Annotated in this window: 15 protein-coding genes and 1 tRNA gene; 11 read left to right on the forward strand and 5 right to left on the reverse strand. The window is 70.1% G+C overall.

Annotation, left to right across the window (positions count from 1 at the left end):
• Positions 1 to 270: FAD-dependent oxidoreductase (locus ACTHMS_RS21295; protein ID WP_440308662.1), on the reverse strand; the 270-nt coding region annotated here is incomplete at its 3' end.
• A gap of 100 nt (positions 271 to 370) precedes the next feature.
• On the opposite strand from ACTHMS_RS21295, the gene thiE reads away from it, so the two are divergent.
• A complete protein-coding gene (gene thiE, locus ACTHMS_RS21300) occupies positions 371 to 1,027 on the forward strand; it encodes a thiamine phosphate synthase (protein ID WP_440308672.1) in 657 nt (218 codons plus the stop codon).
• A 99-nt stretch (positions 1,028 to 1,126) separates the two neighbouring features.
• On the opposite strand, the gene thiD is transcribed toward thiE, so the two are convergent.
• Positions 1,127 to 1,939 carry a bifunctional hydroxymethylpyrimidine kinase/phosphomethylpyrimidine kinase gene (gene thiD / locus ACTHMS_RS21305; protein ID WP_440308663.1) on the reverse strand — a complete coding sequence of 271 codons (813 nt, stop codon included), beginning with the start codon at positions 1,937 to 1,939 and terminating at the stop codon, positions 1,127 to 1,129.
• Between the two features lie 40 nt (positions 1,940 to 1,979).
• Here thiD and ACTHMS_RS21310 point away from each other — a divergent pair, with 40 nt between their 5' ends.
• The 4 genes from ACTHMS_RS21310 to ACTHMS_RS21325 all read left to right on the forward strand — a co-directional run bounded on the left by ACTHMS_RS21310 (position 1,980) and on the right by ACTHMS_RS21325 (position 6,267).
• Positions 1,980 to 2,372, forward strand: a complete 393-nt coding sequence (locus ACTHMS_RS21310) for a VOC family protein (protein WP_440308664.1) — start codon at positions 1,980 to 1,982, stop codon at positions 2,370 to 2,372.
• A 20-nt stretch (positions 2,373 to 2,392) separates the two neighbouring features.
• Positions 2,393 to 3,820 carry a pyruvate kinase gene (gene pyk / locus ACTHMS_RS21315; protein ID WP_440308665.1) on the forward strand — a complete coding sequence of 476 codons (1,428 nt, stop codon included), beginning with the start codon at positions 2,393 to 2,395 and terminating at the stop codon, positions 3,818 to 3,820.
• A gap of 79 nt (positions 3,821 to 3,899) precedes the next feature.
• A complete protein-coding gene (locus tag ACTHMS_RS21320; RefSeq protein ID WP_440308673.1) occupies positions 3,900 to 4,748 on the forward strand; it encodes an acyl-CoA thioesterase in 849 nt (282 codons plus the stop codon).
• Between the two features lie 22 nt (positions 4,749 to 4,770).
• Entirely contained in the window at positions 4,771 to 6,267 is a 1,497-nt protein-coding gene (locus tag ACTHMS_RS21325; RefSeq protein WP_440308666.1) for an MDR family MFS transporter, read from the forward strand.
• Between the two features lie 6 nt (positions 6,268 to 6,273).
• On the opposite strand, the gene ACTHMS_RS21330 is transcribed toward ACTHMS_RS21325, so the two are convergent.
• From ACTHMS_RS21330 to ACTHMS_RS21340, 3 genes are all read right to left on the reverse strand, one after another.
• A complete protein-coding gene (locus ACTHMS_RS21330) occupies positions 6,274 to 7,689 on the reverse strand; it encodes a pyridoxal-dependent decarboxylase (protein ID WP_440308674.1) in 1,416 nt (471 codons plus the stop codon).
• A gap of 31 nt (positions 7,690 to 7,720) precedes the next feature.
• The gene (locus ACTHMS_RS21335) at positions 7,721 to 8,476 is read right to left on the reverse strand and encodes a transcriptional regulator (protein WP_440308667.1); all 756 of its coding nucleotides are present in this window, start codon (positions 8,474 to 8,476) and stop codon (positions 7,721 to 7,723) included.
• A 33-nt stretch (positions 8,477 to 8,509) separates the two neighbouring features.
• Positions 8,510 to 8,583: transfer RNA gene (locus tag ACTHMS_RS21340), tRNA-Leu, on the reverse strand.
• A gap of 92 nt (positions 8,584 to 8,675) precedes the next feature.
• Between ACTHMS_RS21340 and ACTHMS_RS21345 the strand changes: the two genes are divergently transcribed.
• The 6 genes from ACTHMS_RS21345 (at position 8,676) to ACTHMS_RS21370 (ending at position 14,739) form a co-directional block, all read left to right on the forward strand.
• A complete protein-coding gene (locus ACTHMS_RS21345) occupies positions 8,676 to 9,287 on the forward strand; it encodes an ANTAR domain-containing response regulator (protein ID WP_440308675.1) in 612 nt (203 codons plus the stop codon).
• Between the two features lie 170 nt (positions 9,288 to 9,457).
• Positions 9,458 to 10,714: a branched-chain amino acid ABC transporter substrate-binding protein gene (locus ACTHMS_RS21350; protein WP_440308668.1), complete on the forward strand. Its 1,257-nt coding sequence runs from the start codon at positions 9,458 to 9,460 to the stop codon at positions 10,712 to 10,714.
• 169 nt (positions 10,715 to 10,883) lie between these two features.
• Positions 10,884 to 11,900 carry a branched-chain amino acid ABC transporter permease gene (locus tag ACTHMS_RS21355; RefSeq protein ID WP_440308669.1) on the forward strand — a complete coding sequence of 339 codons (1,017 nt, stop codon included), beginning with the start codon at positions 10,884 to 10,886 and terminating at the stop codon, positions 11,898 to 11,900.
• 3 nt (positions 11,901 to 11,903) lie between these two features.
• On the forward strand, positions 11,904 to 13,208 hold the full coding sequence (locus tag ACTHMS_RS21360; protein ID WP_440308670.1) for a branched-chain amino acid ABC transporter permease: 1,305 nt from the start codon (positions 11,904 to 11,906) through the stop codon (positions 13,206 to 13,208).
• Positions 13,205 to 14,047 carry an ABC transporter ATP-binding protein gene (locus tag ACTHMS_RS21365; protein WP_440308671.1) on the forward strand — a complete coding sequence of 281 codons (843 nt, stop codon included), beginning with the start codon at positions 13,205 to 13,207 and terminating at the stop codon, positions 14,045 to 14,047. Before ACTHMS_RS21360 ends, ACTHMS_RS21365 begins: the two co-directional genes overlap by 4 nt.
• Before the next feature lie 65 nt (positions 14,048 to 14,112).
• Positions 14,113 to 14,739 (forward strand): ABC transporter ATP-binding protein, encoded by a 627-nt coding sequence (locus ACTHMS_RS21370; RefSeq protein ID WP_440308676.1) that lies wholly within the window; start codon positions 14,113 to 14,115, stop codon positions 14,737 to 14,739.
• Positions 14,740 to 14,814: the final 75 nt, after the last annotated feature.

Consider the following 14,814-nt stretch of genomic DNA (forward strand, 5'->3'; position numbering starts at 1 on the left):
CGGGCGCCCGGTCTCGCCGGCCAGGTCAGCGACGAAGGCCGGGTAGCGGCGCAGCGAATCGAGGTTGAGCCGCAGTAGCGGCGTCTCGGTGTAATGCAACTCGGTGACCGGCGCGAGCATGCCGGCCGCGGTGTGCCACGCACCTCGGTCCGGCTCGGGATCGAGCACCGTGACCTGCAGCCCGCGCTGGGCACACCGCCAGGCGATCGCGACGCCGATGACGCCGCCGCCGACGACGGCGACGTCGCTGGTCGGATTTCGGTCTGCCACACGCTCCCTCACGCCGGAATTACCCGGATCAGGTTCGACGGTCGGCTGCTGCCCTCTCAGCCCGCCCCGCGGCGAGCTCCCGTGCTGCCGTCACCCTACGCTGCGGCGCGTGGATCTCGCTGCCGCCCGCCTGTACCTGTGCACCGACTCGCGCTCGCGCACCGGCGACCTCGAGGAGTTCCTGGACGCGGTGCTCGCCAACGGTGTCGACGTCGTGCAGCTGCGCGAGAAGGGGCTCGAGGCCCGCGACGAGCTGCGGTTGCTCGAGGTGTTCGCGGCGGTTGCCGAGCGGCACGGCGCGCTGTGGGCGGTGAACGACCGCGCCGACATCGCCCGCGCCGCCGGTGCGCCGGTGCTGCACCTCGGCCAGGACGACCTGCCCGTCCCGATGGCCCGCGCGATCGTCGGCGACGGGGTGCTCATCGGACGCTCGACGCACTCGCCCGACCAGGCCGACGCCGCGCGCACGGAGGCCGGCGTCGACTACTACTGCTGCGGCCCGACCTGGACGACCCCGACCAAGCCGGGGCGTCCGGCGGCGGGGTTGTCGTTGCTCGACCACGCCGCGGCGGCGCAGGACGACCGGCCGTGGTTCGCCATCGGCGGCATCGAGTCGCTCGACCGGCTCGACGAGGTGATCGCCCGCGGCGCCCGCCGGGTGGTCGTCGTCCGCGCCATCACCGAGGCCGACGACCCCGCCGCCGCCGCTCGTGCCTTCGCCACCAGGCTCCGGGAGGCCGCGGCAGGCGCAGGGTGACGGACTACGGCCCCGTGTGACGGATCAGCCTCACGGGAGACGTCCGAAACGCCGTCTCTGATCTTGGCGATCCGTCACGGAACGGACCGCGGCGGCCGCTCAGGCGGGTTCGGGCCAGTCCTTGATGCGCCAGAAGTGACCGACCGGGCCGAGCCCCGACCCGATCGCGAACGAGTCGGCGACGGCGCCGGTGACGAAGCGCTTGCCCTCGGCCACGGCGTCCGGCAGGGACGCGCCGCAGGCCAGCGCCGCCGTCGTCGCCGAGGCGAGGGTGTCGCCCGACCCGTGCGTGTGCGCGGTCTCGTGCCGCGGCGCGCGGAACTCGGTGAACGACTCGCCGTCGAAGAGCAGGTCGACGGCGTCGCCGGACGGCAGGTGGCCGCCCTTCACCAGCACCCACTGCGGGCCGAAGTCCTTGAGCACACGCGCGGCCTGCTCCATGCCGGCGCGGTCGACCACGTCGAGCCCGATCAGCAGCCGCACCTCGTTGAGGTTCGGGGTGATGAGCGTGGCGCGGGGGAAGAGCAGCGTCTTCATCGCGTCGAGCGCCTCGGGCGTGAGCAGCGGGTCGCCGTGCTGCGAGGCGCAGACCGGGTCGACGACGAACGGCCCGACGTCGACCCGGTCGATCACCTCGGCGATCGCCTCGATGATCGGTGCGGACGCGAGCATGCCGGTCTTCGTCGCACCGACCCCGATGTCGGTGGCCACCGACTCGATCTGCGCCGCCACGATCGCGGCAGGGATCTCGTGCACGGCCGAGACACCGAGCGAGTTCTGCACGGTGACGGCCGTGAGCGCCGACATGCCGTGAACCTTGCAGGCGAGGAAGGTCTTGAGGTCGGCCTGCGCCCCGGCGCCGCCGCCCGAGTCGGAGCCGGCGATGGTGAGCGCGCGCGGGGGAGGAGCCACGGCGGCCAACCTACCGACGGGCCTCGGCGAGAATGACCGCGTGCCCGCCCGCCTCGACCACGTCACCCTCAGCACCCCGGACCTGACCGCCGCGGCCGCCTTCTACGACGCTGCACTCGGCGCGCTCGGCCTCACCCGGGTCATCGAACTGGTGGACGAGGAGGAGGACGCCCCCGACGTCGAGGCGATCGCATGGGGCGTCGACGACAGCGCCGCGCTGTGGCTCGTGACCGGGCCGCCCGCGTCCGGCGTCCACCTGCGGTTCATCGCGGCGTCACGCGAGGACGTCGAGGCGTTCCACGCCGCCGGCCTCGCCGCCGGCGGCACCACCGCGTCGGCACCCCGTCGCTGGCCGATCTACCGGCGCGGCGAGTTCAACGCCGTGCTGCGCGACCCCGACGGCAACTCCGTGGAAGCGGTTTCGCCGGAGTAGCGGACCACTAGGCTGGGGACGTGATCCGTCACGCCAAGATCGTCTGCACGCTGGGCCCGGCCACCGACACGCTCGAGCGCGCCCGGGCCCTCGTCGAGGCCGGCATGGACGTCGCCCGCCTCAACTTCAGCCACGGGGCGCACGCCGAGCACGGCCGCCGTTACCAGGAGGTGCGGGCCGCCGCCCAGGCCGCGGGCCGCAACGTCGCCGTCCTCGCCGACCTGCAGGGCCCGAAGATCCGCCTCGGCCGCTTCGCCGAGGGCGAGACCGTCTGGGCCACCGGCGAGCGCGTGCGCATCACCGTCGAGGACGTCGAGGGCGACCACGACCGCGTCTCGACCACCTACAAGCAGCTGGCCGCCGACGTGCGTCCGGGCGACAAGCTGCTCGTCGACGACGGCAACGTCGCGCTCATCGCCGTCGAGGTCGAGCACGGCACCGACGTCGTCTGCGACGTCACCGAGGGCGGCCGGGTCAGCAACAACAAAGGCCTGTCGCTGCCGGGCGTCGACGTCAGCGTGCCCGCGCTGTCCGACAAGGACGCCGAGGACCTCGAGTTCGCGCTGCGGCTCGGCGTCGACTACGTCGCCCTGTCCTTCGTGCGCGCGCCCGAGGACGTCAAGCTCGTGCACCAGGTGATGGACCGCGTCGGCATCCGCGTGCCGGTCGTCGCCAAGATCGAGAAGCCCGAGGCCGTCGACCGGCTCGAGCAGATCGTGCTCGCGTTCGACGGCATCATGGTCGCCCGCGGCGACCTCGGCGTCGAGATGCCGCTCGAGAAGGTGCCCGTCGTGCAGAAGCGGGCGATCCAGATCGCGCGCGACAACGCCAAGCCGGTGATCGTCGCGACCCAGATGCTCGAGTCGATGATCACCCACTCGCGGCCGACCCGCGCCGAGGCGAGCGACGTCGCGAACGCCGTCATCGACGGGGCCGACGCGGTGATGCTGTCCGGCGAGACGAGCGTCGGACGCTATCCGGTGCAGGCCGTCGCCACGATGAGCCGTATCGTGCGCGCGGTCGAGGAGGCCGGTACCGGCGTCGGCGGGCTGCACCACGTGCCCCGCACGTCCGGCGGCGCGATCGCGAAGGCCGCCATGGACATCGGCGACGCGCTCGGCGCCACCGCGCTGGTCGCGTTCACCCAGACCGGCGACACCGCCCGGCGCCTCTCGCGGCTGCAGCCCAGGCAGCGGCTGCTCGTGTTCACGCCGGTCGAGCAGGTGCAGCGGCAGATGGCCTTGCTCTGGGGCGTCGAGGCGCACCTGGTCTGGACGGTGCAGACCACCGACGACATGGTGCGGCAGGTCGACTCGGCGCTCGTGCAGCGCGGCGTCTGCCGCCCGGGCGACCTCGTGATCGTCGTGGCCGGCACGCCACCGGCCACGCCCGGCGCCACGAACACGATCCGGGTGCACCACATCGGCGACGTGTTGCGCCGTGGCTGAGCACTATCACGGCGGGGACGTCGGCACCGAGTACCACGACGGTGTCGGCACCCTCGCCCACGCCGACCAGATCGGCCAGATGGCCGTCGACGACCTCGTGCGACTGCTCGACCTCGAGCAGATCGACGACGACCTGTTCCGCGGACTGCGGGCGAAGTCGAGATGGCAGCGGGTCTTCGGCGGGCAGGTCGCCGGGCAGGCGCTCGTCGCGGCCGGGCGCACGGTCGAGCCCGAGCGGCTCGTCCACTCGCTGCACGGCTACTTCATCCGCCCGGGTGACCCGTCGCTGCCGATCGTCTACCAGGTCGACCGGGTGCGCGACGGCCGGTCGTTCTCGACCCGGCGCGTCGTCGCGACCCAGCACGCGCAGACGATCTTCACCCTTTCGGCATCGTTCCAGTACGCGCAGGACGGCATCGAGCACCAGGCCGACATGCCGGACGTGCCGGTGCCCGAGACGCTGCCGACGATCGAGGAGCGCTACGCCGACTTCCCCGAGGCGGCGGCGTTCTACAAGGCCGGCCAGCGGCCGATCGACCTGCGCTACGTCGACGACCCGCCGTGGCAGCAGCGGCAGCACGGCCCGCGCGTCGGGCCGAGCCGGGTGTGGATGCGCGCGAACGGACGCCTGCCCGATGCGCCGATGTTGCACGCCTGCGTGCTCACCTTCGCGAGCGACATGACGCTGCTCGACTCGGTGCTCGCGCGGCACGGTGTCGCGCCCGGTGTCGACGACATCTCGATGGCCTCGCTCGACCACGCCGTGTGGTTCGAACGGCCGTTCCGTGCCGACGAGTGGCTGCTCTACGCGACCGACTCGCCGTCGGCGTCGGGCGGTCGCGGGCTCGCGTCCGGACGCTTCTTCACCCGCGACGGTGTGCAGGTGGCGAGCGTCGTCCAGGAGGGCATGATCCGCATCCGGTCGTGATCGGCCGGTAGCCTGGACGCTCGTGGACGCATCAACCGCACGATCCGGCGTGGGCTTCCGGTCCGAGCGCGGGCCGGTGCTCATCGCGCTGATGCTGTCGGTGGCGCTGGTCGCCATCGACTCGACGGTGATCGCGACCGCGGTGCCGTCGGTGGTCGCGGACATCGGCGGCTTCACCTCGTTCCCGTGGCTGTTCTCGATCTACCTGCTCGCCCAGGCCGTCACCGTGCCGGTGTACGGCAAGCTCGCCGACCTGTTCGGACGCAAGCCGGTGATGCTGTGGGGGATCGGGCTCTTCTTCCTCGGATCGGTGCTCTGCGGCGCGGCGTGGGACATGGGCGCGCTCATTGCGTTCCGCGTCGTGCAGGGGCTCGGCGCGGGTGCGGTGCAGCCGATGTCGATGACCATCGTCGGCGACCTGTACACGCTCGAGGAACGCGCGAAGGTGCAGGGCTACATCGCCAGCGTCTGGGGCGTCTCGTCGGTCGTCGGCCCGACGCTCGGCGGCGTGTTCAGCGAATACGTGAACTGGCGCTGGATCTTCTTCGTCAACATCCCGCTCTGCATCCTCGCCGCCGCGATGATCTTCCGCCGCTTCCACGAGCGGGTCACCCGCGGCCGACCGCGCATCGACCACACCGGCGCGGTGCTGGTGACTGCCGGCCTGACCCTGCTGGTGCTCGGGCTGCTCGAGGGCGGCCAGTCCTGGGCGTGGCTGTCGGCGCCCAGCTTCCTCGTGCTCGGCCTCGGTGTCGTGCTGCTCGTCGTCTTCGGGTTCGTCGAGCGCCGCGTGCCCGACCCGGTCGTGCCGCTGCCGCTGCTGCGCGACCGGCTCATCGTCACCACCTGCCTGATCTCGGCGGGCGTCGGCGCGGTGCTCATCGGCCTCTCGTCGTACGTGCCGACCTACGTGCAGGACGCCCTCGGCACCGGACCGCTCGTCGCCGGCTTCGCCCTCGCCGCCCTGACGCTCGGGTGGCCGCTGTCGGCGTCGCAGGCCGGCAGGGTCTACCTGCGCGTCGGCTTCCGGCTCACCGCGCTGCTCGGCGCCGCCGTGGTGGTCGTCGGCACGGCGCTGCTGCTGTTGCTCGGGCGGCACTCGAGCGTCTGGCAGGTCGGCGTCTCGTGCTTCGTCATCGGCCTCGGCATGGGCTTCACCGCCGCGCCGACGCTGATCGCCGCCCAGAGCGCCGTCGGCTGGCAGCAGCGCGGCGTGGTCACCGGCGCCAACATGTTCTTCCGGTCGATGGGCAGCGCCGTCGGTGTCGCCGTGTTCGGCGCCATCGCCAACACGACGCTCGGGCATGGCACCGTCACCGGCGGCCGTGCTCCGGCGGGACCGCTCACCCACGCCGTGCACTCGGTCTTCATCGCCACCGTGGTGCTCGCCGCGGTGATGCTGGTCGTGGTGCTGTGCATGCCGAAGGTCGGCCGCCCCGAGGCAGCGGGCGGCACGACGCCGCCACCGACCCCCGCCGATCCCGCGGCGCCGGTCGAACCGGCCGCGCTGGCCGACTGACGGCCGTCAGCCGGCGGGCACCGCCGCGCGCAGGGCGTCCCAGGCGGCCAGCACATGCCGCCGCTCGGTCTGCGGTGAGACGACGACGAAGCGCAGCACGGTGCGTCCGCCGACGACGGTGTGGGTGAGGAACAGCGCGCCGGACGCGTTCACCGTGTCCATCACCGCCCGCGTCGCCTCGTCGCCCGCCCTCAGCCGGAAGGTCACCAGCGAGAGCGGGTGCGGCGCCACGAGCTCGAACCGGTCGTCGGACGCGACCAGCCGCGCGAACTCCTGCGCCAGCCCGACGCCGCTGCGGATGTGCTCGCGCAGGCCCTCGGCGCCGTACCAGCGCAGCACCGCCCAGAGTTTCAGCGCGCGGAAGCGGCGGCCGAGCGGCACGTGCCAGTCGCGGTAGTCGATCACCGCGCCCGCATCGGTGGCCGCGTTGCGCAGGTACTCGGGCAGGATCGACAGCGCCCCGACCAGCGCGGCCCGGTCGGCCACCCAGAACGCCGTGCAGTCGAAGTTGGTCAGCAGCCACTTGTGCGGGTTGGTGCAGTACGAGTCGGCCAGCTCGACCCCGTCGTTGAGCCAGCGGAACTCGTCGGCCACCGCGGCCACGCCCGCCCACGCCGCATCCACGTGCAGCCACGCACCGGTCTCGTGGGCGATCGTCGCCAGCTCGCGCACCGGGTCGACCGAGCCCGTGCCGGTGGCGCCGACCGAGGCCACGACGAGCGCGGGCGTGACACCCTCGGCGACGTCGCGCTCGATCAGCTCGCGCAGGTGCTCCGGACGCGCGGCCAGCGTCACCGGGTCGACGTCGAGCTTGCGCAGGGCGTCCGCGCCGAGACCCGCGATCCGGCACGCCTTCTCGACCGACGAGTGCGTCTGCGCCGACGTGTAGACCGCGAAGCGCCCGGACGCGACACCCTCGCGCTCCGTCCGGCCGCCGGAGACCCGGTGCAGCGCGGCGAGCAGGGCCACCAGCGCGGCGTCCGAGGCGCTGTGCTGGATGACGCCGCCGCCCGGACCGCCCGACGAGAACCGCTCGGGCAGCCCGAGCAGCGTTGCCAGCCAGTCGAGCACGTGCGTCTCGAGTTCGGTCGCCGCGGGGGAGGTCGACCACAACATGCCCTGCACCCCGAGCCCGGACGCGAGCAGGTCGCCCAGGATGGCCGGCCCGCTGGCGTTCGCCGAGAAGTAGGCGAAGTACGACGGGTGCTGCCAGTGCGTGATGCCCGGCAGGATCACGCGGTCGAGGTCGGCGAGCAGCGCCTCGAACGGCTCGCCCTGCTCGGGTGGGTCGGCCGGCAGTTGCGCCCGGATGTCGCCCGGCTGCACCTGCGACAGCACCGGGAAGGTCTCGATCCGCTCGTAGTAGTCGGCGATCCAGTCGACCACCTCGCGCCCGTACCGGCGGAACTCGTCCGGCGTCATGTGCATGGCCGCGACCCTATGCAATGGCCGATCACGTCTTCGGCCCGATGTGCTCGTCCATCAGCGCCACGGACCCGCGACGGGCGATCGAGATGCTGTTCGGACGGTTGAACCTCCACTCGACCCCTACCCGTTCCAAGGCCTGCCCCATGATCGCCAGGATGTCCCGCGACTCGTTGCTGAACATGTACCGCGGGTACTCGTATCGCCGTCCTCGGACCGTCACGCGATTGATGACCCGACAGCCGTCCGAGTGGATGAGGCCGCGAATGAGCGGCCACGTGTGCTCATCGACGAGGTCCTCCTGCCACAGCGCCAGGAAGATCGGTCGCTCGTGCTTGCGGCCAGGCCCGTGCTGCGGGATGAGGCAGGTCCAGTGCCGCCAGACCGACTGGACGACGGCGACGCGATCGCAGTCCTTCGGCCGGGTGAGGAAGGTGGGCCGTCCGCGAAGCACCTCCACGCAGTCACGGATCTCGGCGAGGATGTCCGGGTAGTCGAGGCAGGCGGAGATACGCAGCACCGGAACCTTCATCGACGTGACGAGGTGACCGTCGCCGAGGTACTGCCCGAGCAGATAGCTGTAGTGCTCGGGCGACGGACATGCCTCGTCGCGGCATGCGAAGCAGGTGGTTCGCGGGCGCGACGGGTCGTCGGAGACGAAGCGTCGGTTGGCCCACCGCCAGACAGCGGCCTGCGGCACCCCGAGCGCCGCGGCCACGGCGACCGTCGTCTCGCCGGCATTGACGAGGCGTCGCGCTCCGTCCCGGATCGCTCGCTCGTACACGGCTAGACCGTGCGCCCGAGGTACGACAGGAAGTGCCCCCGGTCGGATTCGAACCGACACTGAACGGTGTTTGAGACCGCGCTCTCTACCGGTTGGAGTACAGGGGCCGTCACGCAGCGGTCATCGTATCCCGGCTACTCTGGGCACTCGCGATCGTCGTCTGCCGCAGGAGGGTGCACCGGTGACTCCGGCCCAGTCGATGCGGGTCCTCATCGCCGAGGACGAGGCCCTGATCCGGCTCGACCTGCGCGAGATGCTCGAGGAGGAGGGCTTCACCGTCGTCGGTGAGGCCGCCGACGGGGAGCAGGCGGTCGTCCTGGCCAAGGAGCTCACGCCGGACGTCGTCATCTGCGACATCAAGATGCCGAAGATGGACGGCATCAGCGCGGCCGCCGAGATCACCGGCTCGCGCATCGCGCCGGTCGTCATGCTCACCGCGTTCAGCCAACGCGACCTCATCGAGCGCGCCCGCGACGCGGGCGCGATGGCCTACCTCATCAAGCCGTTCCAGAAGCGCGACCTGCTGCCCGCCATCGAGATGGCGACCTCGCGCTTCGCCGAGATCAAGGCGCTCGAGGACGAGGTCGGCGACCTCAAGCAACGGCTCGAGGCGCGCAAGCTCATCGAGCGGGCGAAGGGCGCGCTCATGACCAAGCACGGTCTCTCCGAGCCCGAGGCGTTCCGCTGGATCCAGCGGGCGGCGATGGACAACCGCACGTCCATGCGCGCCGTCGCCGAGTTGATTTTGTCCGAGGACGCAACGAAGGACGGCGCAACCGGGACGAACGACCCGGTGACCCAGGAGCCCTGAGCCTGGCAGGGTGACCGAGGCTGTCGCGGCCAGGTCACGAGAACATCACGGGCCATCCGCGGTTCCAACGCTCGTAACACTTTCGGGGTTAGGGTTCCGACCATTCGCGGCCGACTGGCCCGGAAGGCGGGGCGCCGAGCGTCCCCCGACTCGTCTTTTCAGGAGGACACGTGCGGTTCCGGAGGATCCTCGGCGTCTCGGTGGCGGTGGCAGTCGCCGCGACCGGCGTCTCTGCGTGCAAGAGCTCGGGCAGCGGGGGCGGTGGTGGCGGCGGCAAGACGCTGACCATCTCGAGCGACCTGCCGCTGCAGGGTTCGAACAAGGACACCAGCGACTCGGCCAACAAGATGATCCAGCTCTACCTGGACAAGGTCGGCAACAAGGCAGGGAACTTCAAGATCAAGTTCACGACCTACGACGACTCGACCGCCTCGACCGGCGCGTGGGACCCCGCGACCTGCACGGCGAACGCGAACAAGCACGTCGCCACGACCGACGAGGTCGCGGTCATGGGCACCTACAACTCCGGCTGCGCCAAGCTGGAGGTGCCGATCCTCAACGCGGCCCCGATGCTCATGGTGTCGGACGCGAACACCAACCCCGGTCTGACCAAGACGTGGGACCCGGGTGAGCCGGACAAGTACTACCCGAGCGGCAAGCGCAACTACGCCCGTGTCGTCACCACCGACGACTATCAGGGTTCGGCCGCGGCCGACTTCGCGTCGCAGACGCTGAAGGTCAAGAAGTGCTACATCGTCAACGACAACTCGACCTACGGTCAGGGTGTCGGACGCGCGTTCCAGACGGCGGCCCAGAAGGACGGCATCACCGTCGCCGGCAACGACGCGTGGGACGCGAAGGCCACCAACTACACCGCGCTGTTCACCAAGATCAAGAACACCGGCGCCGACTGCCTCTACGTCGCCGGCACGTACGACCAGAACGGTGGCCAGCTGGTCAAGGACAAGTTCAACGTCCTCGGTGACAACACCAAGGTGAAGATGATCGGCCCCGACGGCTTCACCGGCTACCCGGACCTCGACAAGCAGCCGCAGTCGCAGGGCATGTACCTCACCTTCGCCGGCCTCGCGTCCGAGCAGCTGCTGAAGATCAAGGGCCCGGGCGGCGACCTGCTGAACGCGTACAAGCAGAAGTACGGCTCGTACCCGGTCGGCAACTACCCGCTCTACGCGGTCGCCGCGGTGCAGGTCATCCTGGCCGCCATCGCGAAGTCGGACGGCACGCGCCAGTCGATCGTCGACCAGGTGTTCTCCGGCTCGGGCATCACCATCCCGCAGTCCGACTCGGTGCTCGGCAAGGAGCTGGTCATCGACCCGAAGACCGGTGACGTCAACGCCCGCGACGTCTCGGTGCTCGTCATGAAGAACAACCAGGAGACGTTCCTGCAGCCGCAGACCGTCAAGTAAGGGCATTCCGGCAGGCCGGGTGTCGTCGGCGGACCTCGCCGGCGACACCCGGTCGCCGTTCACGGACCTTGCGCGTGACCCGCGCGAGGGATCGAATAGGCACTTCCCACCCGGACGGAGTGAGCAACGCGTGACCGCAGTGGCGAGCAGAGCCGGACGGCGCAGCTTGGTGCGCACGCGGGACCAGATCGAGCAGGGCATCGCGCTGCTGCTCGTCGCCGGTCTCGTCATCTGGCTGATCAAGAACCTCATCGACGGCCCCACCGAGTGGGGCAACACGATGGTGAGCGGGCTGAGCAACGGTGCGCTCTACGCGTTGATCGCGCTGGGGTACACCCTCGTCTACGGCATCATCGAGCTCATCAACTTCGCCCACGGCGACCTGTTCATGCTGGGCACCGTGCTGACCTCGAACATGATGGTCAACTGGATCGGCGCGACCTCGCCGACGGCCGGCGGCTTCGCGGCGCTCGGCCTCACCATGATCGTCGCGATGATCATGTGCGCCTCGATCAACATGGGCGCCGAGTTCTTCGCCTACCGGCGCTTGCGCAGCGCGCCCAAGCTGGCGCCGCTCATCACCGCGGTCGGCCTGAGCTTCGTCTTCCAGAACATCGGCCAGCTCATCAACGGCGCCGGTCAGAAGAACTGGAACACCGTCTTCTCCAACGCCAAGGGCTCGGACATCGGCTTCAACCTCGGTGGCATCCGCATCCCGTGGTCGTTCGTCGTCGTCGTGAGCGTGACGACCGTGGTGCTGCTGCTGCTCACCTTCATCGTCAAGGGCACCAAGCAGGGCAAGGCGATGCGCGCCACCGCGCAGGACCAGGACGGCGCCCGGCTGATGGGCATCAACGTCAACCGGACGATCTCGTTCACCTTCGCCCTCGGCGGCGCGATGGCCGGCGTCGCGGCCGTGCTCTACATGGAGTCGGTGGGCACCACCCGCTACGACGCCGGCTTCCGCCTCGGCCTGTTCGCCTTCACCGCTGCCGTGCTCGGAGGCATCGGCAACCTCACCGGCGCGGTCATCGGCGGTGTCGCCATCGGCATCATCGAGGCGCAGAACGACGTCTACGGCTTCGGGTCGGACTGGAAGAACACCGTCGTGTTCGGCATCTTGATCCTCACCCTCGTGTTCAAACCCGAGGGCGTGCTCGGCAAGCGGACGACGGAGAAGGTGTAGCCGATGGCCACCATCGCTGCCCCGGCACGGGCACCACAGCAGCGCGGACGCCGATCGTTGCGTCCGACCGCCAACGTCTGGTGGTCCATCGGCTTCCTCGCCTTCGCGATCGTCGGCTTCGTCTTCTACAACAACCTGCTGCCGAACCTCGCCGACAACGTGGCGTCCGGCGTGCAGGACTGGGCGCAGCTGTCGAAGATCAACCTCTGCCTGGTCTACGCGATCATGGCGCTCGGCCTGAACGTCGTCGTCGGGTACGCGGGTCTGCTCGACCTCGGCTACGTGGCGTTCTGGGCGATCGGCTCGTACGTCGGCGCCTGGTTCATGTCGACGTTCTGGTTCCAGATCAAGAAGGGACTGCACCTCGGCGCCACCGACACGGTGAGCAGCCAGCCGGGTCTGCACGTCAACTTCTGGCTCGTGCTCGTCATCGGCGCCATCGTGTGCGGCATCTTCGGCATCCTGCTCGGTGCGCCGACGCTGCGCCTGCGCGGCGACTACCTCGCGATCGTGACGCTCGGCTTCGGCGAGATCGTCCCCGAGTTCTTCCGCAACGGTGACCACATCGGCGGCACGAACATCACCAACGGCATCCGCGGCATCAACCCGGTCGACCCGATCAACACGACGCCGCTGAACTACTTCGGCTTCCCCGACCAGCTCGGCCTCGGCGCCGACGCGCTGCCTTACCTGTTCCTCATCCTCTGCTTCCTCGTGGCGGTGTGCCTGTTCGTGTCGCTGCGCATCCGCAGCGGCCGCCTCGGCCGCTCGTGGCTGGCGATCCGCGAGGACGAACTCGCGGCGAACATGATGGGCGTGCCGCTCGTCAAGACCAAGCTGTCGGCGTACGCCGTCGGCGCGCTGTTCGGTGGTCTCGGCGGCGTCGCCTACGCCGAGGTCGTCGGCGGTGCCCTGCCCGACAGCTTCACCTTCGCCCAGTCGATCTTCGTGCTGATCATGGTGGTGCTCGGCGGCATGGGCAACGTCTGGGGCGTGCTGGTCGGCGCGATCGTGCTCGAGTGGGTGAACAACTCCGGGCTCGTGCAGCTCGGCAGCATCTACAACGACGCGACCGGGTCGAACATCGAGGTGCAGAACTACACGTTCCTGATCTTCGGCATCATCCTGGTGCTGATGATGCTGTTCCGGCGCGAGGGTCTGCTGCCCGAACGCCGTACGCAGCAGATCATGCGCGAGCCCTCACGCACCGAGCTCGAGTCGGTCGGCGCCGACGTCGAGGCGGCGCAGGAGGCCGAGGGTGGCGCGTCCGGCGCCGAAGCAGCTGCATCGACGGAGGCCCTGAAGTGACCACCACGTCGGCGGCAGACGTCGAGCAGCACACCGGTGGGGGAGACGCCGCCCCGTCGCTGCGCGCCGACAACGTAACCATCAAGTTCGGCGGTCTCGTCGCGGTCAACGACGTCTCGTTCGTCATCCCGAAGAACGGCATCGTCAGCCTCATCGGCCCGAACGGTGCCGGCAAGACGACGTTCTTCAACATCCTCACCGGCCTGTACAAGCCCACCAGCGGCTACGTCGAACTCGGCGGCGTCGAGGTCACCGGCCGGTCGCCGCACAAGATCGCGCAGCTCGGGCTCGCGCGCACGTTCCAGAACATCCGGCTGTTCAACCTCATGACGGCCGAGGAGAACGTGATGGTGGCGATGCACAGCCACCTGAAGACCGGGATCATCGGCACCGTGCTCGGCTCGCCGCGCAAACGGCGCGAGGAGCGCGAGGCGCGCGACTTCGCCGCCGAACTGCTCGAGTACGTCGGCATCGGCAGGACGCGCTACGAGTACGCGCGCAACCTCTCCTACGGCGACCAGCGCCGGCTCGAGGTCGCCCGCGCGCTCGCCCTGCGGCCGAAGGTGTTGCTGCTGGACGAGCCCACCGCCGGCATGAACCCGCAGGAGTCGGCCGTGTTCACCGACTTCGTCCACCGCATCCGCGACGAGAAGCAGATCTCCGTCCTGCTCATCGAGCACGACATGAGCGTGGTCATGCGGGTGAGCGAACGCATCACCGTGCTCGACCGGGGCGAGGTCATCGCCCAGGGCGGCCCGGACGACATCCGCCGCAACGAACGCGTCGTCGAGGCCTACCTCGGCAAGAGCGGCACCGAGCAGGCCGGAGGAGCGCTGTGACCGAGTCCCAGACCGCCGTGGCCCGGCGTGACCGCACGGGCGACCCGCTGCTCGACATCGACGGCATGTCGGTCAGCTACGGCAACATCGCCGCCGTGCAGGGGCTCTCGCTGCGCGTGCAGCCCGGCGAGATCGTCACGCTCATCGGTTCCAACGGCGCCGGCAAGTCCACCACGCTGCGCACCATCAGCGGACTGCTCAAGCCGCGCGCCGGCACGGTGAAGTTCGAGGGTCGCAAGATCAACGGCATGGCCGGTCACGACATCGTCAAGATCGGCATCTGCCACTCGCCCGAGGGCCGGCGGATCTTCCAGCGGATGACGGTGTCCGAGAACCTCGACCTCGGCGCCTTCCTGCGCAAGGACCACGAGCAGATCGCCGCCGACCGCGAGAACGTGCTCACGCTGTTCCCGGTGCTGCGCGAGCGCCTGCAGCAGAAGGCCGGCACGATGTCCGGCGGCGAGCAGCAGATGCTCGCCGTCGCCCGCGCGCTGCTCGGCAACCCGAAACTGCTGCTGCTGGACGAGCCGTCGATGGGCCTCGCGCCGGTGTACGTCGACGTCATCTTCGACACCATCGAGAAGATCCGCGACCAGGGCGTCACGGTGCTCGTCGTCGAGCAGAACGCGCTCGCCGCACTGCGCATCGCCGACTACGCCTACGTGCTCGAGTCGGGCCGGCTGGCGCTCTAGGGGCCGTCCGACGAGCTCATCACAGACGAGTCGCTGACCAATGCCTACCTCGGCGGCGGACCTCCGCCGCGGCGG

The organism is Jatrophihabitans sp. (assembly GCF_051960575.1).
Lineage (GTDB): Bacteria > Actinomycetota > Actinomycetes > Mycobacteriales > Jatrophihabitantaceae > JBQCEE01.

Bases quoted from the DNA above. Each gene is read 5' to 3' on its own strand.
- ACTHMS_RS21320 (WP_440308673.1), top strand. From the start codon at position 3,900: ATGGCCGTCGACGACCTCGTGCGACTGCTCGACCTCGAGCAGATCGAC.
- ACTHMS_RS21330 (WP_440308674.1), bottom strand. From the start codon at position 7,689: ATGACGCCGGACGAGTTCCGCCGGTACGGGCGCGAGGTGGTCGACTGG.
- ACTHMS_RS21345 (WP_440308675.1), top strand. From the start codon at position 8,676: ATGCGGGTCCTCATCGCCGAGGACGAGGCCCTGATCCGGCTCGACCTG.
- ACTHMS_RS21360 (WP_440308670.1), top strand. From the start codon at position 11,904: ATGGCCACCATCGCTGCCCCGGCACGGGCACCACAGCAGCGCGGACGC.
- ACTHMS_RS21370 (WP_440308676.1), top strand. From the start codon at position 14,113: ATGTCGGTCAGCTACGGCAACATCGCCGCCGTGCAGGGGCTCTCGCTG.